Here is a 21,051-nt window from a genome sequence, read left to right as displayed (position 1 = left end):
GCATCGGTAGGATCGGGCTCAAAAAACGGACAGTGGACCTAATTTCAGTTTAGGCCGGCCAACCCCTCAATCCTCCGGCCCATGCTGAATAGGGCGGCGGGCTTGTTTCTTGGCCTGCTTTTTCGCCTTTTTTGCGCCTTTGACCATCTTGCCAAACGCCTTTTGACGCTCGCGCTGGCGGGCGACGCTTTCGGAGTTGCGCGCGTCCTCTTCGATCAGCTTGCGCCAGCGCTCAAGACGGGCGGCATCCAGATCGCCCGAAGCAATCGCCGCCTGGATCGCGCAGCCCGGCTCGGCGCCGTGGCCGCAGTTGCGGAACTTGCACTGGGTTTCCAACTCGACCAGATCGTCAAAGACCTCTTCGATGCCCTCCTGCGCGTCCGCCAATTGCAGCTCGCGCATCCCCGGCGTGTCGATCAGCCAACCGCCCAGGTTGGTCTGCACGAGGCTGCGGTAAGTCGTGGTGTGGCGGCCCTTTGAATCGTCCTGACGGATTTTCTGGGTCGGGGCGTTCTCTCCGGTCAGGGCGTTGCGCAGGGTGGTTTTGCCCACCCCGGAGGAGCCGAGCAAAGCCAGCGTCTGCCCGTTCCCGCACCAAGGGTGCAGCCGCGCCACCTGTTCGGCGTCCTTGGCGTTGATCATGATCGCGGTCAGGTCGGGGTCGATGGCATGCGCCTGGGTGAGGTAATCTTCGGCGGTCTCATGATCCTCGACCTTGTCCGGTTTGGTGAGGATCAAGAGCGGACGGCAGCCAGCCTGCGCGGCCAGCGTCAGGTAACGTTCCACCCGCGCGACGCTGAAATCGTGGTTGCAGCTGGTGACGATGCCGAGCGTGTCCACATTGGCGGCGATGCGCTGGGTGTAGGCCACGTGGCCGGCGGCCTTGCGGGTGAGGGCCGAGCGCGCGTCAAGGCGGCGCTGCGCGTGGGTGCCGTCGGTCAGCACCCAATCGCCCACCGCGTATGTCCCAGCGTGCTGCGCCGGGATCAGCGTATGTGTGCCGCCCGTGTCCATGGCGCGAATGCGGTCGCGTTGCACTTCGGTGACGCGGGCGGGGCGCAGGTTTGCGTCCTCATCGGTCAGTTGCTGGGCAAAGAAGGCGCCCCAGCCGAGGTCAGCGAGGGTCTGCTCAGTCATGGCAAATGGCCGACTGAAGGCGGGCGGGTGCGGGCAACGGCACGCTCAGGCCGCGGCCCGGAGGACGGCGGCATGGGTCATGCGGTCTCCGGCGGTTGATTTCATGCACCCGAGGTAGCGCCGGGGGCGGTCTGGTGCAAGGGTGCTGGCAAAATGGCGCGGTCATTGTTATGGCAGCGCCACACCAAGCGCGCCGGGGTTTTGCGATGACTGAGACCGTCAATATCATGTGCATCAAGTGGGGCACGCTGTTCGGCCCCGAATACGTCAACCGGCTGTATTCCGGCGTGCGGCGCAATATGAAACGCCCGGTGCGGTTCATGTGTATGACCGAACACGCGGAAGGCTTTCACCCCGATATCGAGGTTCTGGACCTGCCGGTGGAGCCCTTTGCCGAGCCGATGGCGCAGGCTTTGGCCGTGGCAAACCGGCAAGGCGCGATGCGCAAGGTGTCGCTGTTCAAGCCCGGCTTGGTGCCGGATTTGCAGGGGCCGGTTTTGGGGTTCGATCTGGACGTGGTGATCACCGGATCTTTGGATGAGATCCACGATATGGCGCCGGGCGACATCGCCATGCGCCACGACTGGACCGAAAAGCGCAAGGGGCGGCCCACCGGGCATGGGTCGGTCTTTCGGTTTGATCCGGCGAAACATACGTTTTTGTACAATGACTTGGCGGCCAATCCTTATGCAGAGGTTGAAAAGGCGCGCGGGTCGGAACAGCGCTATACCTCGCACAAGGCGATGGACAACGGGTGCTTTAGCTACATCCCGGATGAGTGGGTGGTGTCGTTCAAGTATGACTGCAACCCGTTCCCCGGCAACTACCTGCACGCGCCGCGTTTGCCCGCCGATGCTCGGGTGGTGTGTTTCCACGGGCGGCCCAAGATGACGGATGCTTTGGCCGGGTGGAAGGGGTCTGTGATCCGCTATTCCAAGCCTTGCGATTGGTTGCAGGAGCATTGGATCGACCGCGCGCGGGCGGACTTGGGGGACGGTTGGGCGTGAACCGTTTGCCGGATCGCGGGTTGAGGGCGCGGTAACGAGGGGGCTGTCTGCCCCCTCGCGCACCCCCGTTTTAAACGAGGGGGCCTTCTGCCCGCTCGAGCTCCCCCGTTTTAAACGAGGGGGCCTTCTGCCCCCTCGAGCTCCCCCGAGGATATTTTTAAAGAGAAGAAGATGCGGCGGGCGCGTTTGGGCGTCTTGTCTGAGAGAAAAGGTGGGCGGGGGTTCGCCGTATGGGCGCTGTGCTCTTGCCCCCGTGGGCGATGGCGGGGTAAGAGCGTCGCCAAGATAGATTGAGGAAAGGGCGCCGCCATGGCACGTCGCGTTGTTGTCACAGGGCTTGGGTTGGTCACTCCGCTGGCTTGTGGTGTGGAAGAAACCTGGGACCGTTTGTTGGATGGTCAGTCCGGTGCGGGCACCATTACAAAGTTCGATGCCAGCCATCTGGCGACGACTTACGCCTGTGAGGTTCCCTATGGGGACGGCACCGACGGGACGTTTAATCCCGATCTGTACATGGACAAGAAAGAGCAGCGCAAAGTGGATGAGTTCATTCGCTTTGGCATTGCGGCGGCCGAGCAGGCGGTCAGCGATGCGGGCTGGAAGCCCGAGGGCGAAGAGGATCGTCTGCGCACCGGCGTGATGATCGGCTCTGGCATTGGCGGGCTGAACGCCATCGCGGACACTGCGATCATGATCAAGGAAAAGGGGCCGCGCCGTGTGTCGCCGTTCTTTATTCCCGGCGCGCTGATCAACCTGATTTCGGGGAACGTGTCCATTCGCTATGGCTTTAAGGGGCCGAACCACGCGGTTGTGACGGCCTGTTCGACCGGCGCGCACGCCATTGGCGACGCGGCGCGGTTGATCAAGTATGGCGACGCGGATGTGATGATCGCAGGCGGCGCAGAGGCGGCCATTGGCGAGATTGGCATCGCCGGTTTCAACGCCTGTAAGGCGCTGTCGACCAAGCGCGCGGATGACCCCAAGGCGGCCTCGCGCCCTTATGATGCGGACCGTGACGGTTTTGTCATGGGTGAGGGCGCGGGTGTTGTGGTGCTGGAAGAGTACGAGCACGCCAAGGCGCGCGGGGCCAAGATTTACGCAGAGGTGTGCGGCTATGGTCTGACGGGCGATGCTTATCACATCACCGCACCGTCCGAGAGCGGTGAGGGCGGTGAGCGCTCGATGCGGGCGGCGCTGAAGGATGCGGGGCTGGAGCCGTCGGCGATTGATTACATCAACGCGCATGGCACCTCGACCATGGCGGACACGATCGAGCTGGGCGCGGTAGAGCGGTTGCTGGGCGATGCGGCCTCTGGCGCGACTATGTCCTCGACCAAATCGGCCACCGGGCACCTGCTGGGGGCGGCTGGCGCGATCGAGGCGGTGTTCAGCATTCTGGCGATCCGCGATCAGGTGGCCCCGCCGACAATCAACCTGGATAACCCGGCGGTCGAGAGCAAGCTGGACCTGGCCCCCAACGCCAAGCGCGCGCGCAAGATCGACTATGCGCTGTCCAACAGCTTTGGCTTTGGCGGCACCAACGCCAGCGTGATCTTCGGGAAGGTGGAGTAACCCCCATGTGGCGTAACATCGCGTCAAACGCGCTGACCTTTCTGGTCGTCGCGGTGTTCCTGCTGGGCGGGATGCTGATCTGGGCGCAGCAGGAGTATTCCGCCGAAGGGCCTTTGACGCAGCCGATTTGCGTGCAGGTGCCGCGCGGCAGCACCATGCGCGCGGTCTCGCGGGATTTGGAAGATCAAGGCGCGATCATCTCGGGCGCGATGTTCCGCGTGGGGGCGGATTACACCAACAAGACGCAGGCGCTGAAGGCGGGGAGCTTTTTGGTGCCCGAGGGCGCGTCCATGGCCGAGATCACCGATATTGTGACCCGCGGCGGGGCGTCCACCTGCGGCACCGAGGTGGTCTATCGCATTGGCATCACCCGCGCGACGGTGCAGGTCCGAGAGCTGGACCCGGCGACGGGCCGCTACGTCGAGCGGGCCGAGTTTGCGCCCAGTGACGAAGAGCCCGCGATCTACGCAAAGGTGCGCGCGGCGGCGGACACCCGCTACCGCGTGGCGCTGGCCGAAGGGGTGACCAGCTGGCAAGTGGTGCAGGAGCTTGGCGAAATCGGCGTACTGGACGGCGAAGTTGCGGTGCCGGACGAAGGCTCTCTGGCGCCGGACAGCTACGAGATTGCGCCGGGCGACAGCATGGCCTCGTTGATTGAACGGATGCAAAGCGCGCAGGACCGGATTTTGGCGGAGGCCTGGGCGAACCGTGCCGATGGTCTGCCGCTGGACAGCCCGGAAGAGGCGCTGATCCTCGCGTCCATCGTGGAAAAGGAAACCGGCAACGCGCAAGAGCGGTTTGATGTGGCCTCGGTCTTTGTCAATCGCCTGAACCAAGGCATCCGCCTGCAAACGGACCCGACGGTGATCTACGGCATCACCAAGGGCGAAGGCATCTTGGGACGCGGGCTGCGCCGGTCTGAACTGGACCGCGAAACGCCGTGGAACACCTACCGGATCAATGGCTTGCCGCCGACGCCGATCGCCAATCCGGGCCGGGCTGCAATCGAGGCGGTGATGAACCCGTCGGATACCGATTACATCTACTTTGTCGCCAAGACGCTGAACCCGGCGGATGGGCATAACTTTGCGGTGACGCTGGACGAGCACAACCGCAACGTGGCGGCCTATCGTGCGCTTGAGGCGGCCCGCGACAACTGAGGCGCGCGCGGGAAATTCCTTGGATAAGGAATTTGCAAAACTTTTGAAAAAGTTTTGGTCCGCGCGTGAGGAGGCGAAGCGCATCAGATCAGACGCGTCCCGTTGTCGGGGCGCGTTTTTCGTGATACATGGGCGGTATGACCACCGCTGCAACCCTCATCATTTGCTGCATTATCTGCTGACATAGTCGGCGGGTCGGTCTTCTATTCCAAATCGTGACGTTAGTTGCTAAGCCCGCCGCGAGCTTTCGCGAAGGAACGGCCTATGGAACTGCGCTTCACCAACTCTCGCACGAGAACCAAAGAGGTTTTCGCTCCGATCGACGCTGACAACGTGCGGATGTACGTCTGTGGGCCGACGGTTTACGACCGCGCCCATATTGGCAACGCGCGGCCTGCGATTGTCTTTGACGTGCTGTTCCGTCTGTTGCGCGAGGTCTATGGCGCCGATCACGTGACCTATGTTCGCAACTTCACCGACGTGGATGACAAGATCAACGCGCGTTCGGCGGAGTCGGGGCGGCCCATTGCGGACATCACCGCCGAGACCACCCAGTGGTATCTAGACGACATGGGCGCGGTGGGTGTGATGGAGCCGAACAAGATGCCGCGCGCCACGCAGTTCATTCCCCAGATGGTCGAGATGATCGAAGGGTTGATCGACAAGGGCCACGCCTATGCCGCTGATGGGCACGTGCTGTTCTCGGTGTCCTCGTACAAGGGCTATGGCGCTTTGTCGGGGCGCTCTGTGGATGACATGATCGCGGGGGCACGGGTCGAGGTGGCGCCTTACAAACGTGATCCGATGGATTTTGTGTTGTGGAAGCCGTCTTCGGTCGATGTGCCGGGGTGGGACAGCCCTTGGGGGCGGGGTCGTCCGGGCTGGCATATCGAATGCTCGGCCATGAGCTATGAGCTGCTTGGGGATACATTCGACATCCACGGCGGCGGCAACGATCTGCTGTTTCCGCACCATGAGAACGAGGTGGCGCAGAGCTGCTGTGCCCATCCCGAGGGTGGTTTTGCCAAGGTCTGGCTGCACAACGAGATGTTGCAGGTCGAGGGCAAGAAGATGTCCAAGAGCCTCGGCAACTTTTTCACCGTGCGCGATCTGCTGGACGGGCATGATGGCCAGCCGGGGGTGCCGGGCGAGGTCATCCGCTTTGTCATGCTGTCGACCCATTACCGCAAGCCCATGGACTGGACCGCCGAGAAGGCGCGGGAGGCCACGGCGACCTTGCGCAAGTGGCGCGGGATGGTGGACGGCGTCGCGGCTGGCGCTGTGCCCGAGGCGGTTTTGCGCGTTTTAGCCGACGATTTGAACACCGCCGGGGCGATTGCCGAGCTGCACAAGCTGGCGGCGGCAGGCGATGCGGCGGGGCTCAAGGCGGGCGCGGGCTTGCTGGGGCTGCTGACCGAAGAACTTGGCGGCTGGGACGTTGTGTCTGTCGATTTGTCGGGTTTGGCGGCGCGCCTGGCCGAGGTGCGAGCGGCAGCCATGGAGAGCAAGGATTTCTCGGAGGTGGACCGGTTGAAGGCGGCTTTGATCGACGCAGGCGTCGAGGTGCGCATGTCCAAGGCGGGCGTCGAGCTGGTGCCGGGGGCGGGCTTTGATGCGGCCAAGTTGGAGGGGATCGCGTGAGATTTGGTGGGGAGCGCATTCTCAAGAACGGGAGTGGGGGCCAGCCCCCACACCCCCGGGATATTTGTAAAGAGAAGAAGCAGGGGGCGGTGTGATGAAAGAGAAGTTGTATCTGTATGACACCACGCTGCGCGATGGGCAGCAGACTCAAGGCGTGCAGTTTTCCACCGCAGAGAAGCATCGGATCGTCGAGGCGCTGGACGCTTTGGGGGTTGATTACATCGAGGGCGGCTGGCCGGGTGCGAACCCAACCGACAGCGCGTTTTTCGATGAGGTGGGCAAGACGCGGGCGGTGATGACCGCTTTTGGGATGACCAAGCGCGCCGGGCGCTCGGCGGAGAATGACGACGTCTTGGCGGCGGTGACCAATGCCGGGACGCCTGCGGTCTGTCTGGTGGGCAAGACGCATGATTTCCATGTGACCACCGCGCTTGGCATTTCGCTGGAGGAGAACCGCGAGAATATCCGCGCCTCGGTGGCGCATCTGGTGGCCTTGGGGCGTGAGGCGCTGTTTGACGCCGAGCATTTCTTTGACGGGTACAAGGCGAACCCGGAGTATGCCTTGGCCTGCTTGCGCGAGGCGTTGGAGGCGGGGGCGCGCTGGATCGTTCTGTGCGACACCAATGGCGGGACCTTGCCGCATGAGATCGGAGCGATTGTCCGTGAGGTGATCGCGGCGGGCATTCCGGGCGCGCGTTTGGGCATCCACACCCACAACGATACCGAAATGGCGGTGGCGGGGTCTTTGGCCGCCGTGGACGCAGGGGCGCGGCAGATCCAAGGCACGCTGAACGGGCTGGGCGAGCGCTGCGGCAATGCCAACCTCACCGCCTTGATCCCGACCTTGCTGCTGAAAGAGCCCTACGCCAGCCGCTTTGACACCGGGGTGACGGCGGAGGCCTTGAAGGGGCTGACGCGCGTCGCCCGGATGCTGGACGATATCCTCAACCGGGTGCCGGCCAAGCAGGTGGCCTATGTGGGCGCCTCGGCCTTTGCCCATAAGGCGGGGTTGCACGCCAGCGCCATCCTCAAGGACCCGACGACTTATGAGCACATCGAGCCGGGGCTGGTGGGCAACCGCCGCGTGGTGCCCATGTCGAACCAGGCGGGGCAGTCGAACCTTCGCCGCCGTCTGGCCGATGCGGGGCTGAGCGTCGAGAAGGGCGATCCCGCCTTGGCGCGCATTCTTGACCGGGTCAAGGCGCGCGAGGCCGAGGGCTATTCCTACGACACCGCGCAGGCCTCGTTCGAGCTTCTGGCGCGCGAGGAACTGGGGCAGCTGCCGGAGTTTTTCGAGGTCAAGCGCTACCGCGTCACCGTCGAGCGCCGCAAGAACAAGTACGACCGCATGGTCAGCCTGTCCGAAGCGGTGGTGGTGGTCAAAGTCGGCGGCGAGAAAAAGCTGTCGGTGTCCGAGTCGATGGACGACTGCGGCAACGACCGCGGCCCGGTGAACGCGCTGGCCAAGGCTTTGGCCAAGGATCTGGGGCCGTACCAGTCGATGATCGACGACATGCGGCTGGTGGACTTCAAGGTGCGCATCACCCAAGGCGGCACAGAGGCCGTGACCCGCGTCATCATCGACAGCGAAGACGGGCAGGGGCGGCGGTGGGCCACCGTGGGCGTCAGCGCGAACATAGTTGACGCGTCCTTTGAGGCGCTGCTGGACGCGGTGCGCTGGAAGCTGATCCGCGACGGCGCAGCCTCGTGAGCGGGGATTTCGCGCCCGGAGGCGATTTGCACGCCTGCGCGCAGATCGTCGAAAAGGGCGACGCCGAGCGTTTTGCCAGCGTCATGGCGGCGGATGTGGCGGCGCGGCGGGTGCTGTTCCCGATCTACGCCTTCAACGTCGAGGTGGCGCGTGTGCCGTGGATGACCGCCGAGCCGATGATCGCGCAGATGCGCCTTCAGTGGTGGGCGGATGCGCTGGAAGAGATCGCTGGGGGTGGTTTTATCCGGCGGCACGAGGTGGTGACGCCCTTGGCCTTGGCAATTTCTGCGCCGGTGGCGGAGCGGCTGCAACAGGTGGTCGAGGCGCGGCGGCTGGACATCGAGCGCGCGCCGTTTGACGACGTGGGGGCGTTCTGGACCTATCTGGGGGACACCTCGGGGGCGTTGACCGTCGCTGCGGCGGCGGCCTTGGGCGATACCGATGGGCGCGCGGCGCGTAGCTATGGCTTGGCCGTCGGGCTGGCCGGATATCTGCGCGCGGTCCCCGAACTCGAGGCGCGCGGCAAGCAGCCCTTGGCCGATGGACGTCCCGAGGCGGTCAAGGCCTTGGCCGACGAGGGGCTGGCGCATCTGGCCGAGGCGCGGCGCGCTTTGAAACATGTGCCAAAGGCGGCGCGGGCGGCCTTTGCGCCTGCTGTGACGGCGGGGCCGGTGCTACGGCGCGTGGCTCAGGATCCGGCCCGCGTGGCCAGCGGCGATCTGACGCCGCCAGAGGCTGCGGTGCGGTGGGGACGCCTGCGGGGGGCGTTCACAGGGCGCTGGTGAACTGAGCGCTTAGTCCTCAGACGGGCGCAGCACCAGCCAGATCAGCGCCGCCCCGGCCAGCGCAAGGAACGGCACCATCGCAAGGTTCACCGCGACCCAGCCGTCCTGCGGCGCCCCGCCCGAGCAATTCATCAGACCGCCCGAGGCCAGCGAGGCAAAGGTCACACCGCCGAACACCAGCAGGTCGTTCATGCCTTGCAGGCGGCCCCGCTCGTGCGGTTCGTGCGCGCTGGCCAGCATCGAGGTCGCGCCGATAAAGCCAAAGTTCCAGCCGACGCCCAGCAGGATCAGCGCGACAAAGAACTGTTCCAGCTGCACGCCGGACAGGCCGACGATGCCCGCGCCTGCGAGGATCACGAGACCGGCGGCGATGATCTTTTCCACGCCAAAGCGCACGATCAGGTGGCCGGTGAAGAAGCTGGGGATGTACATCGCCAGCACATGCGCGGTCACGACGTAGCCCGCGATGAACTGGAACTGCTCACGCGCGGTGCCTGCGGGGATGAGGTTGGACAGGTAGGCGGGAACTTCGGTCGCGCCGCCCACGCCGCAGCCCACAACTGCCAGCGGGGTCGAGGTCATCACGAGGTTCATCAAGGCGTAGGACACCATGGCCGAGATGATCGCCACGGCGATGCGCGGGGTCTTGAGCAGCTCCATCCGGGTGCGCCCATGCGGGGCGTCCGCGTCAGGCACCGGCGGGCGCGGGATGTCGAGGAACAGGAACATCCAGCAGCCGATCAGGTTCAGCGCCGCGACAGCGACGTAGGTGCCCACAAACGGCACGGCCCCCAGCGCAAAGGACGAATAGTTGCCCAGCTGCGGGCCGATGATCGCCGCGAGAAGCCCCCCCGCCATGACGTAGGAAATCGCCTTGGGGCGGTACGCGTCCGAAGCGGTGTCGGCGGCGGCAAAGCGGTAAAACCCTTGGGCCGACATATACATGCCGGTGATCAGGCTGCCCACCAGCAGGATCGCAAAGCTGCCCGTCTGCAGGCCATAGGCGGCGATCAGCGCGCCAAGCGCCCCGGCAAACGCGCCCATGAAAAAGCCGACCTTGCGGCCATATTTCTGCATCACCGCCGAGACCGGCGTCGCTGACAGCATCGAGCCCAGCACGATCATCGAAATCGGCAGCGTCGCGAAACAGGGGTTGCCCGCAAGCGACTGCCCGGCCAGACCGCCGATGGTAAAGATCATCGGCATCTGCGCGCCCATGATCGCCTGAGCGAGGACGAGGACATAGACGTTACGGCGGGCGCGGGCATCGGAGGCATGTGTCATGCGCCAAGCGTTAAGCGCGCCCGCGCCGCATCGCAAGAGGGGAATGTTATCTAGGGTTGCGCGCGAGGTGAGCGTGATCCAAAGGGGCGCTTCCGCGCGCCGATTTCCCGCAAGGCCAAAGGCGACGCTTTTGTCCCAGTGGTGCGCGCCGCGGGAGCGCGCTAGACAGGGGCCATGACACGGATAGCGATCATTGCAGGCTCTGCCGAGGCGCGCGCCTTGGCGCGGGCGATCCCGCAGGCCGAGGTGCGGCTGGTCAGCCCCGAACGGGTGGCGCAAAGCTGGCCCGCGGCGGTGTCCACAGGCGCGCTGGAGCCGTCGTGGATCGCTGAAACGGGCGCCGAGATGGTGATTGAGGCGGCGCACCCATGTGACATAGAGACCGCGCAAGCGGCGGCGCGACTGGCGCGGGCCGAGGGCTTGCCGCTTCTGCAACTGGTGCGCCCGGCCTGGCGGGCAGGGGCGCGCGACCGATGGCACCGGCTGCGCAGCCCCGAAAAGGCGGCAGAGGTCATCCCAAAGGGCGCACGCGTCTTGATGGCGGCGGGGCGCGATGCCTTGGTGCGGATGCAGGCTTTGGAGGCCTATGTCATCGCGCGGCGGATCGGGCAGGGCGGGGAGGACCGCTTTCCCCTGCGCCGTGGGCGCTTTCAAACGAAACAAGGCCCGTTCACCGTGGCGGAAGAGATGCGCGCCTTGCGCAAGGATCGGATTGACTGGCTGCTGGTGCATAACGCAGGGGGGCCGGGGGGCTGGCCGAAACTGGGCGCGGCGCGGCGGCTGGGCTTGCCTGTCGCCATGATCGACCGACCGCGCAGGCCGGATGGCCCGAGGGTGCAAACAGTGGCAGAGGCCTTGGCATGGATCGCGAAGCAATAACCGGACGGATCATCCGCAGCGATGCCTGCGTGAGCGAGGGGGCCGCGTGGCTGACCCAGCAAGACCCGCGCTGGGGTGCGGCCTTGGCGCAGACCGGGCCTTTGCCCCTGCGGTTGCGGCCCGATGGGTTTGACCAGTTGCTGTCGGCCATCGTCAGCCAACAGGTCAGCGTGGCCTCCGCCCGGGCGATCTGGGGGAAACTTCAAGACGCGGGCATGACCACGCCGGACGCGATCCAATCCGTCAGCCATGACGACCTGCGGGCACTTGGCCTGAGCCGTCAAAAGGCCACCTACGCGCAGGCCTTGGCCGAGGCGGGAATCGACTTTGACGCCTTGCGCGCGCTGCCCACGGACGAGGTCGTCAAAACGCTGGTGGCGGTCAAGGGCATCGGCGTCTGGACGGCGGAAATCTACGCCATGTTCAGCCTTGGGCGGGCGGATGTCTTTGCCCCCGGAGACCTCGCCCTGCAAGAGGGCGCGCGGCTGCTGTTCGATCTGCCAGAGCGCCCCAAGGACCGCGCCCTGCGCCAGATGGCCGAGGCGTGGAGCCCATGGAGATCGGTTGCGGCGCGCGTACTCTGGGCTTACTACCATGTGTGCAAACAGCGAGAGGGCATTGCATGACACGCGTTCTGAACACTGGCCGCAAGGCGCCGGTCTCTGGTGAAACCCGCAGCTGCGTGGTGTTCCTGCACGGCTACGGCGCAAACGGCGCGGACCTGCTGGGGCTGGCCGATCCGCTGGGCGAGCACCTGCCCGATACGCTGTTCGTCGCCCCCGATGCGCCGGAAAGCTGCGCCGGGGCGCCTATGGGCTTTCAGTGGTTCCCGATCCCGTGGATCGACGGGTCGAGCGAAGAGGAATCCATGGAAGGCATGGCGCGCGCCATCGACGATCTGAACGCCTTTCTCGATGCGCTGATGGTGGACGAAGACCTGCTGCCCGAACAGGTGGCTCTGGTCGGGTTTAGCCAAGGCACGATGATGAGCCTGCACGTCGGCCCCCGCCGCGAAGATGAACTGGCGGGGATCGTCGGGTTCTCTGGGCGGCTGCTGGCCCCTGAGCTGCTGGCCGATGAGGTGGTCAGCAAGCCCCCGGTCCTGCTGATCCATGGCGACATGGACGACGTGGTGCCGCCGCAATCGCTGCCCGAGGCCGCCGAGGCGCTGCAAGGCGCGGGCTGGAAAGAGGTCTACGCCCACGTCATGAAGGGCACTGCCCACGGCATCGCCCCCGACGGGCTGTCCGTCTGCCTTGCCTTCCTGCGCGACAAATGCGGGTTCTAAACGCGCAGCCGCGACGTTTATCCCATTGACGAGACGCCGGTTTTCACGTTCTTCCCGGTCGGGCCGAACAAGGGCATCCCCCCGGTTCGGCCCTTTTCACACTTTGAATACCCGAGGAAGGATGTCCAAAGCCAAAGTCTTTTTGATCCTATCGGTCAGCCTTTTTGCATCGCTCACCGCCTTGCTCTTTTTCTCTTATGGCGAAGGGGACGCCAGCGCCCCGGCCTATACTGCCTTTGGCAAGATCTCTGAGAACCAGTTGATTGCGGGCCTTGCCGCCGCCGCCATCGGTTCGCTGCTCACCGCGCTTGTGGTCTTTATCATCGAGGACAACCGCGACAAACGCCAGGCCGCCGTCGCCATCCTCGAAGAGTTCACCTCGTACGATTTCCTCGAAACCCGGAACCGCGCGGGGCTGGTGTTCAAATCGCACCTGCATTTCCCCACCAAGGGCTTGGACGATCTCTATCACGTGCTACGCAATGACAACTGGCGCTACGTCTCGCACATCGAGCACTTTTACAAAAAGGTCGACCGCCTTCTGGCCCTGGGTGAGGTGGACGAGACCTATGTCAAATCCTTCCTCGAAGGCGAATTTCCCCATTGGTACAACCGCTACTTTTTCCCGGCCCGCGTCGCGGATCTTGCCCGCTGGCACGAAGGCGCGGCCAGCGAAAAGGGCATGGCCCCCTCGATGCTGCTGCGGCTGGACGCGGTGCAGGACGGCAAGGTGACCGTTGGTGCACGCACACTGGAGATTCCTCTGCCCGAGGTGGATTTCGTCTCTGCCTATGGCGCGGTGCGCACGCCCGAGGAAAAGGCTCAGATCAAGGGCGAGCTGGTGGCGCTGATCAATCACGCCGAAGCCTTGGTCGCCAAGGGCGTGCTGAAACCGGGCGATTTCAAACGCACGGCGGCGTGGGCAGACCCGGGCGATGGGGCAGCAAACTTTATCGCCATGTATGACGGCGATCAGCTGCCATTCCCGAAACTGCGGGCGCTGACCAAGGCCTAACCTCTGAGAGGGCCCCGAACTTGGGGCCCTTTCGCCGTCTGCCTGTCATATAGGCGTTACAGCCCCGCGTTACCCCCTTGGGCGTGCGCTCTATGTCGTGGGGCTTGCCAGACAACAAACACGATATATAGTCATACATAAGCTGGGGCGGGTTGTCCCGCCTTGGTGCTTTGGAACAAGCAGACAGGGCGGAGGATGAGTCCCCCAATGGACGGCAATTTCAGAACGAATTTCGTGCGCGAATCCGGTGGGTTAAAGAACCATCCGGCGCTTGTGCTCAACGCGGATTACAGGCCGCTTTCCTATTATCCGCTCAGTCTTTGGCCGTGGCAGGATGCGATCAAGGCGGCTTTCCTCGACAGGGTGGATATCGTCGCCGAATACGACGAGGTCGTGCGAAGCCCCAGCATGACCCTGCGGATGCCCAGCGTCGTTGTCCTCAAAGATTTCGTCAAACCTCAAAAGCGCGTGGCCTTCACGCGCTTTAATCTTTTCTTGAGGGACGAATTTCGCTGCCAATACTGCGGGACCAAGTCAGAGCTGACCTTTGACCACGTGGTGCCGCGGGCGGCGGGGGGCGTGACGAGCTGGGAAAACGTGGTGGCCGCCTGCGCGCCGTGCAACCTGCGCAAGGGATCCAAAAGCCTGCGCCAAGCCAACATGGCCCTGCGCAAACCGCCGCGCCAGCCGGGGGCGTCCGAGCTGATGAACACGGGCCGCAAGTTCCCGCCCAACCACCTGCACGAAAGCTGGATGGATTTTCTGTACTGGGACGCCGAGCTGGAGGCGTAATTATCAGCGGCTCAAACGCAAAACGCCGGGCGAGTGGCCCGGCGTTTCGTTGTTCTGGCAAAGGTGCCTGTGCGGCTTAGCCCTGCTGCGTCGGCGCGGCAGGTGCGGCCTGACCGGCGGCTGCGCGGGCCTTGCCACCGTTGAGCGGGTCGTCCTGACGCTGAACCGAACCCTCGAAGTGAGCGCCGGATTCGATCGCGATGGTCTTGTGGATAATGTCGCCTTCGACACGGGCGGTTGCGGTCAGGCGCACCTTGAGACCACGCACGCGGCCCACGATGCGGCCGTTCACCACCACGTCATCCGCGATTACTTCACCCTTGATGGTGGCAGATTCGCCGATGGTCAGCAGGTGGGCGCGAATGTCGCCTTCGACGGTGCCTTCGACCTGGATGTCGCCGGTGGTCTTGATGTTGCCGGTCACGTGCAGATCCTGGCTCAGCACCGATGCGGGCGGCTTGGCCTTGGGCGCGGCGGCCTTGTAATCAGTGGGAGCCGGGGATGCCTTGGGCATTTCCGGTGCAGCGGGCTTGGCAGAGGTGTCGTCTGCTTTGGGGCCCGGCTCGTTAATTTTGCTCTTAGAAAACATCGTTCGCAGCCTTGATATAGATCATCGGATTGACGGGTTTGCCGCCGACACGGATTTCGTAATGAAGATGGGTTCCGGTCGACCGTCCGGTGTTCCCCATATCACCGATCCGCTCCCCGCGCGAGACCCTTTGACCGACCTTCACGCGGATTTTGGATTGGTGGGCATAGCGGGTCTCGATGCCGAACTCGTGCTGGATCTTGACCAGACGGCCATAGCCCGAGGACCAGCCAGCATGGGTGACGACGCCATCGGCGGTTGCGTAGATCGGCGTGCCATGCGGCGCGGCAAAGTCGGTGCCCGCGTGCAGCCGGCCCCAGCGGTGCCCAAAGCCAGAGGTAAAGCGGAACGGATCCTTGAGCGGCGAGGCAAAGGGCGCCTTCTGGGCCGCGATCCGGTACAGGTTCAAGCGGTCCATCTGGTTGAGAATGTCGTTGGCGCGCGCGGTGTCTTCGGGGGCGATATCCACGGTGCCACGGGTGGAAAAGGACAGCGGGGTCAGCGGGCCGCCCTGACCGCTATAGCCCTTGCGGACCTGGCCAAGAATGCGGTCTGGGTCCATCCCGGCCTTTTCGAACATCTTGTCCAGCGGTTTGACAGAGACGGTCATGGCCTCTTCGAGTTGGCGGAAGATGCGGTCGTTCTGCTCTTCCATCTGCTCGATTTCGGCCTGCATTTCAGAGGCGCGGATCAGCGCCTGTTGCGCGTCGGCGATGACCTTGTCGCGCTCCTGCGCGGTGCGGGCCAGCGCGTCGGACAGGAAGTTCAGCGTGCTGTCATCCTGACCGGCCATGGCCAGCGCAACGCCGCCCTCGGCCTGGGTTTCCAGCGCCGCCAGACGGTCCGCGATCTGCTCGCGTTCCTTCATGGTGTCGCGCAGGGTGGTCTGGATCACGTCGATGCCGGTTTCCAGCTCGCGGCGGCGCGCCTCGGAGTCCAGCAATTCGGACTGCATGACCGACACCTGACGCAGCGCGGCGTTGAAACGCTCTTGGGCGGCGAGGGCCTCGGCGGTGCGGGCGTCGCGTTCGGACGACAGGGCGTTCAGCCGTTGCTGGTAGGTGATTTGCTCGCGGCGGGCCTGTTCACGAAAGTTGCCCGCGCCGATCGAGTCCATCAACAGGATTGCCGTTGCAATCGTGGTCCAACCGACCACAAGGACCCCGCCCACAAAGGCCACCGCCTGGGTTTCCGGACGCAGGCGAATGAACCGCGTATCGGTGTCGGACCGCAAAAACAGTCGACGTTCCGGAAAGAAGCGCTCGAGGAGTGCATGTGTCTTGATTGCCAGACGTGTTCTCACCTGACTTTCCTTCTACCCGTCCCAATTGCGACGTCGGCTCCCCAAGCCAGCGTCCCACAAGGGATTAACGAGCGCTTTAGGTCAGCGCAACAAAATAGGGCGGATGATTCGGGTAAGACGGCAGGTTGTGGCCGAAATGGCAAAAAACCGCCGATTCAAGGGGTTCTCACGAGGAGTTAATCGGTTAACGGCCAATAAAAGTCGGGCGGCAGGCCAGCTTCGGCGCGTTTTTCTTCGTTGAACGGCGGTTTCAAGGGGCCGTGGAAATATTTTTTGACAAGCGCGTGGAATGTCTCTTTTGGGTCATGGTCGTGGCGGCCGCAGAGGAAATGGAACCACTTGGAGCCATAGGCCACGTGCCCGACCTCTTCGCCATAGATGGTCTCCAGGGCGGCGACGGCGCTGTCGGCCTTGGCCTTTTTGAACAGGGCGATCATGCCGGGGGTGACGTCCAGCCCGCGCGCTTCGAGCACCATGGGCACCACCGCAAGGCGGCCCATGAGATCGTCGACGGTGTCCTCGGCGGCGCGCCACATGCCAGCGTGGGCGGGCAGAGCCCCGTAATGGCTGCCCAGCTCTTCGAGGCAATCGCACATCAGGTTGAAATGCTTGGATTCTTCGTCCGCAGATTTCACCCAATCGTCGTAAAATCCCTGCGGCATGGCGGTGTCCGCAAAGCGCGGAATGATGTCCCAATGCAGGTCCACGGCGTTCAGTTCGATATGGGCCACCGCGTGCAGCAGGGCAATACGGCCCTTTTCGCTGCCGGGCTTGCGCTTGGGCACATCGCGCGGATCAAGCAGTTCGGGTTTCTCGGGGCGCGAAGGCCGCAAGGGCGGCTCGGCCCGGCCCAAGGGCAACGGTGTTCCGGCCTCGCGCGCGGCGAAATAGGCGGCGGCATAGGCGCGCGATTTGCGGGTCTTTTCACGGCCATCGGCGGTGGTCAAAACATCCACAGCCATTTCGCACAAGGTTTGCATTCTGGGCTTTCCTTTTCGTCTCGCGCGGCCAAATTCCTTCCAAGGAATTTGCAAATCTTTTCAAAAAGATTTGGCCCGCGCCCGTCAAACCGGTCTTACAGCGCCTTGGCCGCTTCCAAAACCTCATCCACGTGGCCTGCGACCTTGACTTTGCGCCATTCGCGCACAATCTCGCCGGCCGCATTCACCAAAAACGTCGACCGCTCGATCCCCATAAAGGTTTTGCCGTACATCTTTTTCTCTTTCCACACGCCCAGACGTTCGCTCAAATCCGTGTGCTCATCGGACAGCAAAGGCACCGCCAATTCCTTTTTGGCAACGAATTTTTCATGGCTCTCAAGACTATCCTTGGACACGCCGAACAGTTTCACGCCAAGCGCGTCGAACTCTGCCTTCTTGGCGGTAAAGTCCAAATTCTCGGTGGTGCAGCCGGGGGTATTGTCGCGCGGGTAAAAGAACAGCACAAAGGGCGTGCCTTTCAATGCACTCAGCGAAACTTCGCCGGAGGTGCCGGGAAGCGTGACATCAGGGATCAACTCGGACATGCGTGTCTCCTTTACTTGGGGTAGTGTGACGATCACAAAGCAGATGCAAGCCAAGAATAAACCGCAAAGGCCGGGCTTCCAGTGAGCGACGCGCAAGAAAATCCAAAACCTCGCCGGTCGCGCCGCCGCAAAAGCGGGCTGGCGGTGCTGTTTGCCTTTGTCTTGCTGCTGGCCGCGGCGGGCACCGGGGCGATGGTGATGATTGGCCGCCCCGTCGACGCCCCCGTGTGGGTGCGCGAAAAGATCGAGGCACGCATTGCCCAGACCTTGCCGGGGATCAACGTCGATTTTGGTCGGATGAGCCTATTGGTCCAGCGGACCGGCCTTGCGCGGATCATCCTGTGGGACGTCAACATCACCAATGCGCAGGGCCAGCAGGTGGCGCAGCTGTCCGACATCGAGGCCGGCCTGTCCCCCGCGGCGCTCTTGCGTGGCAATCTGGTGCTGCGAGAGGCGCAGGTCTCGGGCGCCTTTGTCACCCTTCAGCGCGACATGCGCGGGCGCTTTGGTCTGGCGCTGGGGGATGCCTTTGCCGAGGGCACCGATGTGCCTGATCTGGGCGCGATCATCGCCGCCGTCGATGCCGCCTTTGAGGATGAGCGGCTGGCCAAGTTCGACGTTTTCGAGGCCGACGCGCTGACCGTGCGCTACGAGGATCAGCGCGCGCGGCGGGGCTGGACCGCCGATGGCGGGCGTCTGCGGCTGGCGCGCGAAGGCGGGGAGCTGCGCCTGTCCGGCGATGTGGCCTTGCTGGCGGGCGGCGACGGGGTCGCCACGCTCGAGCTGAACGCGCAAAGTGAAATCGGCGAGCGGTCCTTGGATTTCGGTATGGTTCTCAAGGATTTGCGGTCTCAGGACATCGCGACCCAAAGCCCGGCCCTGGCGTGGCTCGCCAACCTTGATGCGCCCATTTCCGGCGCGCTGCGCTCGGGTCTGCGCGACGACGGCGCGCTTGATACGCTTAGCGCGACCTTGCAGATCGGCGCGGGCGTGCTGCAACCCAACCGCGCCACCAAGGCGCTGCATTTCGACGGCGCGCGCACCTATTTCAGCTACGATCCCGCGCAGGCGGTGCTGAGCTTTGACGAAATCCGCGTCCGCTCTCCGCTGGGGCAGGTCAGCGCGCGTGGCGACGCCCGGCTCGAAGGGCTGGACCAAGGCTGGCCCGAAGCGATTTCCGGCCAGTTCCGCCTGTCCGATCTGAAACTTGCCGAAGGCTTGCTGTGGGACCAATCGGTCGAGATGTCCGGCGCGGTGTCCGAATTCAAACTGACGCTTGATCCGTTTCGCCTGACGGTGGGGCGGCTGCGCGTCACCGATCCTGCCTTTCCGATCCGGGCCAAGGCCGACCTGCTGGCGCGCAGCGATGGCTGGCAGCTGTCGCTGGATGCCACCGCCGAGCAGACCACGCCGGATCAGGTGCTGGCCTTCTGGCCCAAGGAGTTCCGCCCGCAAACCCGCAATTGGGCGTCAGAGCACGTGCTGGGCGGGCGCTTGCACGACATCGTCTTTGCCCTACGGTTAGAGCCGGACGCGCGGCCCGACACTTTTCTGGATGTGGGGTTCGAGGACGGAAAAGTTCTGTATAATAAGCGTTTGCCGCCCATCACCGGCGGCAAGGGTCGGATGACCATGTATGACGGTCGGCTGGGCTTGCGCGTTGATGCGGGCCAGATTGACCCCGGTCTGGGCGGGCCCATCGACATCACCGGGACCGAATTCATTATCCCCAACCTGCGCGTCAAACCCGCGCCGGGCGAGGTGCGCTTGCAGGCCAAGGGCGCGCTGACCGCTGCGCTGGCCTATCTGGACAATGACGCCTGGCAGGTGCTGACCAAGACCGGGCGCGATGCCTCTATTGCCACCGGGCAGGTCGAAGTGTCGGGCCTGATCGCGATGGAGCTGCGCAAGGGGCTAAAGCTGCCTGACATCACCCTCGACCTTGGCGGCACGGCGCGCGATCTGGTCAGCGACACCATCGTGCCGGGGCAGAGCCTGACCGCCGATCGGCTGACATTCAAGGTCAGCAACAGCCGGCTTGAGGTCTCTGGCGGGGTGCAGCTTTCGGGGATTCCGGCGACGGGCACCTGGACGCAGCCCTTTGCGCCGGGCCAGGGGCGCGTGGCCGCCGATGTGACGCTAAGCCCGCGGGCGCTGCAAACGCTGGGGATCAGCCTGCCGGACGGGATGATCTCGGGCCAGGGGCAAGGCCAGCTTGAGCTGCGGATGCCGCAGGGCAAGCCGGTGGAATTCGCGCTGAGCACCGATCTGGACGGCCTCGGCGTGGCGATCCCGCAGCTGGGCTGGGCCTTGCCGCAGGGCCTTCAGGGCAAGTTCCAGATCTCTGGTGCGCTGAGCAATCCGATCCGGGTGAATGGTCTGTCGCTGTCCGGCGCGGGTCTGGACGCCGTGGGCGATCTGACGCTGGGGCAGGGCAACGCCTTTCAATCCCTGAGCTTTTCGCGGATGAGCCTGGGCAATTGGCTGGATGTGACCGGGCGGTTGCGTGGCCGGGGGCGCGGCCTGCCGCCAGCGGTCGAGGTCGCCTCTGGCAAGATCGACCTGCGCAACGCCAGCTTTGGGGGCGGCGGCTCTGGCGGCGGCAGGGCCACGGGGACCAGCCTGCCGGTCGCCCTGACCCTGGACAGTTTGCAGGTCACCGACAGCATCGTGATGCGCAGGTTCCGGGGCAATTTCGACGTAGGCACGGGGCTGCGCGGGCGGTTCGACGCCATGCTGGGCGGGCAGGCGGCCATCGCCGGAACGGTTGCGCCGCGAAACGGGGCCAGCGCCTTTGCCATCACCAGTAACGATGCAGGCGACGTGCTGCGCGGCGCGGGGATGCTGAAAACCCTCAGCGGCGGGGCGTTCCGGCTGGACCTGATCCCGGTCGCCGGGCGGACCGGCACCTATGACGGCGCCATGACCATCGCGGAAACGCGGCTGCGCGACGCCCCGGCCATCGGTGCGCTGCTGGACGCCATCAGCATCGTCGGCCTGATCGACCAGCTCGATGGGCCGGGGATTTTCTTCAGCAATGTCGACGCCAAGTTCCGCCTGTCCCCGAGCCAGGTCATCGTCACCGAATCCAGCGCCGTTGGCCCGTCGATGGGGGTGTCCATGGATGGCTATTACGATCTGGCCAGCGGCAATATGGACATGCAGGGCGTGCTGTCGCCGATCTATTTCGTCAACGGCATCGGGCGGCTGATCGCGCGCAAGGGCGAAGGCTTGATCGGCTTTAACTTCAACCTGCGTGGGCCAGTGTCGGGGCCGCGTGTGGCGGTCAATCCGCTTTCGGTCTTCACGCCGGGGATGTTCCGTGACATCTTCCGCAGGCCGCCGCCGACGGTGTCTGAATAA

Annotated in this window: 18 protein-coding genes; 12 read left to right on the top strand and 6 right to left on the bottom strand. The window is 64.3% G+C overall.

Going from position 1 to position 21,051, the window contains the following annotated elements; all coding sequences use genetic code 11:
* Positions 1–66 precede the first annotated feature (66 nt).
* A complete protein-coding gene (gene rsgA, locus B9A11_RS06900; protein WP_058246635.1) occupies positions 67–1,137 on the bottom strand; it encodes a ribosome small subunit-dependent GTPase A in 1,071 nt (356 codons plus the stop codon).
* Between the two features lie 206 nt (positions 1,138–1,343).
* Between rsgA and B9A11_RS06895 the strand changes: the two genes are divergently transcribed.
* From B9A11_RS06895 to B9A11_RS06870, 6 genes are all read left to right on the top strand, one after another.
* Positions 1,344–2,144 carry a hypothetical protein gene (locus B9A11_RS06895; protein ID WP_058247109.1) on the top strand — a complete coding sequence of 267 codons (801 nt, stop codon included), beginning with the start codon at positions 1,344–1,346 and terminating at the stop codon, positions 2,142–2,144.
* Between the two features lie 309 nt (positions 2,145–2,453).
* Positions 2,454–3,716 (top strand): beta-ketoacyl-ACP synthase II, encoded by a 1,263-nt coding sequence (fabF, locus tag B9A11_RS06890; RefSeq protein WP_058246636.1) that lies wholly within the window; start codon positions 2,454–2,456, stop codon positions 3,714–3,716.
* A 5-nt stretch (positions 3,717–3,721) separates the two neighbouring features.
* On the top strand, positions 3,722–4,876 hold the full coding sequence (gene mltG, locus B9A11_RS06885; protein ID WP_058246637.1) for an endolytic transglycosylase MltG: 1,155 nt from the start codon (positions 3,722–3,724) through the stop codon (positions 4,874–4,876).
* A 264-nt stretch (positions 4,877–5,140) separates the two neighbouring features.
* The gene (cysS, locus tag B9A11_RS06880) at positions 5,141–6,517 is read left to right on the top strand and encodes a cysteine--tRNA ligase (protein ID WP_058246638.1); all 1,377 of its coding nucleotides are present in this window, start codon (positions 5,141–5,143) and stop codon (positions 6,515–6,517) included.
* A 91-nt stretch (positions 6,518–6,608) separates the two neighbouring features.
* Positions 6,609–8,228, top strand: coding sequence for a citramalate synthase (gene cimA / locus B9A11_RS06875; RefSeq protein ID WP_058246639.1), 1,620 nt, complete (start codon positions 6,609–6,611; stop codon positions 8,226–8,228).
* Positions 8,225–9,013 (top strand): squalene/phytoene synthase family protein, encoded by a 789-nt coding sequence (locus tag B9A11_RS06870; protein ID WP_058246640.1) that lies wholly within the window; start codon positions 8,225–8,227, stop codon positions 9,011–9,013. Before cimA ends, B9A11_RS06870 begins: the two co-directional genes overlap by 4 nt.
* 9 nt (positions 9,014–9,022) lie before the next feature.
* On the opposite strand, the gene B9A11_RS06865 is transcribed toward B9A11_RS06870, so the two are convergent.
* Positions 9,023–10,297 carry an MFS transporter gene (locus B9A11_RS06865; protein ID WP_058246641.1) on the bottom strand — a complete coding sequence of 425 codons (1,275 nt, stop codon included), beginning with the start codon at positions 10,295–10,297 and terminating at the stop codon, positions 9,023–9,025.
* A gap of 174 nt (positions 10,298–10,471) precedes the next feature.
* Here B9A11_RS06865 and B9A11_RS06860 point away from each other — a divergent pair, with 174 nt between their 5' ends.
* From B9A11_RS06860 to B9A11_RS06840, 5 genes are all read left to right on the top strand, one after another.
* A complete protein-coding gene (locus B9A11_RS06860; protein WP_058246642.1) occupies positions 10,472–11,176 on the top strand; it encodes a precorrin-6A/cobalt-precorrin-6A reductase in 705 nt (234 codons plus the stop codon).
* Complete coding sequence (locus B9A11_RS06855; RefSeq protein WP_058246643.1) at positions 11,158–11,802, top strand: DNA-3-methyladenine glycosylase family protein; 645 nt, start codon at positions 11,158–11,160, stop codon at positions 11,800–11,802. Before B9A11_RS06860 ends, B9A11_RS06855 begins: the two co-directional genes overlap by 19 nt.
* Positions 11,799–12,464 carry an alpha/beta hydrolase gene (locus B9A11_RS06850; protein ID WP_058246644.1) on the top strand — a complete coding sequence of 222 codons (666 nt, stop codon included), beginning with the start codon at positions 11,799–11,801 and terminating at the stop codon, positions 12,462–12,464. The genes B9A11_RS06855 and B9A11_RS06850 overlap by 4 nt, the downstream gene beginning before the upstream one ends.
* Positions 12,465–12,585: 121 nt before the next feature.
* Positions 12,586–13,479 (top strand): hypothetical protein, encoded by an 894-nt coding sequence (locus tag B9A11_RS06845; RefSeq protein ID WP_058246645.1) that lies wholly within the window; start codon positions 12,586–12,588, stop codon positions 13,477–13,479.
* Positions 13,480–13,686: 207 nt separating this feature from the next.
* Entirely contained in the window at positions 13,687–14,271 is a 585-nt protein-coding gene (locus B9A11_RS06840) for an HNH endonuclease (protein WP_058246646.1), read from the top strand.
* Positions 14,272–14,347: 76 nt separating this feature from the next.
* Here B9A11_RS06840 and B9A11_RS06835 read toward each other — a convergent pair whose 3' ends face one another.
* The 4 genes from B9A11_RS06835 to B9A11_RS06820 form a co-directional block, all read right to left on the bottom strand.
* The gene (locus tag B9A11_RS06835; RefSeq protein ID WP_058246647.1) at positions 14,348–14,860 is read right to left on the bottom strand and encodes a bactofilin family protein; all 513 of its coding nucleotides are present in this window, start codon (positions 14,858–14,860) and stop codon (positions 14,348–14,350) included.
* On the bottom strand, positions 14,850–16,163 hold the full coding sequence (locus B9A11_RS06830; protein WP_058246648.1) for a M23 family metallopeptidase: 1,314 nt from the start codon (positions 16,161–16,163) through the stop codon (positions 14,850–14,852). Before B9A11_RS06830 ends, B9A11_RS06835 begins: the two co-directional genes overlap by 11 nt.
* A 176-nt stretch (positions 16,164–16,339) precedes the next feature.
* Positions 16,340–17,143 carry a ferritin-like domain-containing protein gene (locus B9A11_RS06825; RefSeq protein ID WP_058246649.1) on the bottom strand — a complete coding sequence of 268 codons (804 nt, stop codon included), beginning with the start codon at positions 17,141–17,143 and terminating at the stop codon, positions 16,340–16,342.
* A gap of 95 nt (positions 17,144–17,238) precedes the next feature.
* Positions 17,239–17,688, bottom strand: a complete 450-nt coding sequence (locus tag B9A11_RS06820; RefSeq protein WP_058246650.1) for a peroxiredoxin — start codon at positions 17,686–17,688, stop codon at positions 17,239–17,241.
* A gap of 81 nt (positions 17,689–17,769) precedes the next feature.
* Between B9A11_RS06820 and B9A11_RS06815 the strand changes: the two genes are divergently transcribed.
* Positions 17,770–21,051 (top strand): YhdP family protein, encoded by a 3,282-nt coding sequence (locus tag B9A11_RS06815; RefSeq protein WP_058246651.1) that lies wholly within the window; start codon positions 17,770–17,772, stop codon positions 21,049–21,051.

Origin of the sequence: Tropicibacter naphthalenivorans (assembly GCF_900176475.1) — a bacterium.
Taxonomy (GTDB): Bacteria; Pseudomonadota; Alphaproteobacteria; order Rhodobacterales; family Rhodobacteraceae; genus Tropicibacter; species Tropicibacter naphthalenivorans.
Note: the sequence above shows the minus strand (reverse complement) of the source record. Positions and strands in the feature narration are given on the sequence as shown.

Bases quoted from the DNA above. Each gene is read 5' to 3' on its own strand.
- fabF (WP_058246636.1), top strand. From the start codon at position 2,454: ATGGCACGTCGCGTTGTTGTCACAGGGCTTGGGTTGGTCACTCCGCTG.
- B9A11_RS06895 (WP_058247109.1), top strand. From the start codon at position 1,344: ATGACTGAGACCGTCAATATCATGTGCATCAAGTGGGGCACGCTGTTC.
- rsgA (WP_058246635.1), bottom strand. From the start codon at position 1,137: ATGACTGAGCAGACCCTCGCTGACCTCGGCTGGGGCGCCTTCTTTGCC.
- cysS (WP_058246638.1), top strand. From the start codon at position 5,141: ATGGAACTGCGCTTCACCAACTCTCGCACGAGAACCAAAGAGGTTTTC.
- mltG (WP_058246637.1), top strand. From the start codon at position 3,722: ATGTGGCGTAACATCGCGTCAAACGCGCTGACCTTTCTGGTCGTCGCG.
- B9A11_RS06845 (WP_058246645.1), top strand. From the start codon at position 12,586: ATGTCCAAAGCCAAAGTCTTTTTGATCCTATCGGTCAGCCTTTTTGCA.
- B9A11_RS06850 (WP_058246644.1), top strand. From the start codon at position 11,799: ATGACACGCGTTCTGAACACTGGCCGCAAGGCGCCGGTCTCTGGTGAA.
- B9A11_RS06860 (WP_058246642.1), top strand. From the start codon at position 10,472: ATGACACGGATAGCGATCATTGCAGGCTCTGCCGAGGCGCGCGCCTTG.
- B9A11_RS06855 (WP_058246643.1), top strand. From the start codon at position 11,158: ATGGATCGCGAAGCAATAACCGGACGGATCATCCGCAGCGATGCCTGC.
- B9A11_RS06865 (WP_058246641.1), bottom strand. From the start codon at position 10,297: ATGACACATGCCTCCGATGCCCGCGCCCGCCGTAACGTCTATGTCCTC.
- B9A11_RS06840 (WP_058246646.1), top strand. From the start codon at position 13,687: ATGGACGGCAATTTCAGAACGAATTTCGTGCGCGAATCCGGTGGGTTA.
- B9A11_RS06820 (WP_058246650.1), bottom strand. From the start codon at position 17,688: ATGTCCGAGTTGATCCCTGATGTCACGCTTCCCGGCACCTCCGGCGAA.
- B9A11_RS06835 (WP_058246647.1), bottom strand. From the start codon at position 14,860: ATGTTTTCTAAGAGCAAAATTAACGAGCCGGGCCCCAAAGCAGACGAC.
- B9A11_RS06825 (WP_058246649.1), bottom strand. From the start codon at position 17,143: ATGCAAACCTTGTGCGAAATGGCTGTGGATGTTTTGACCACCGCCGAT.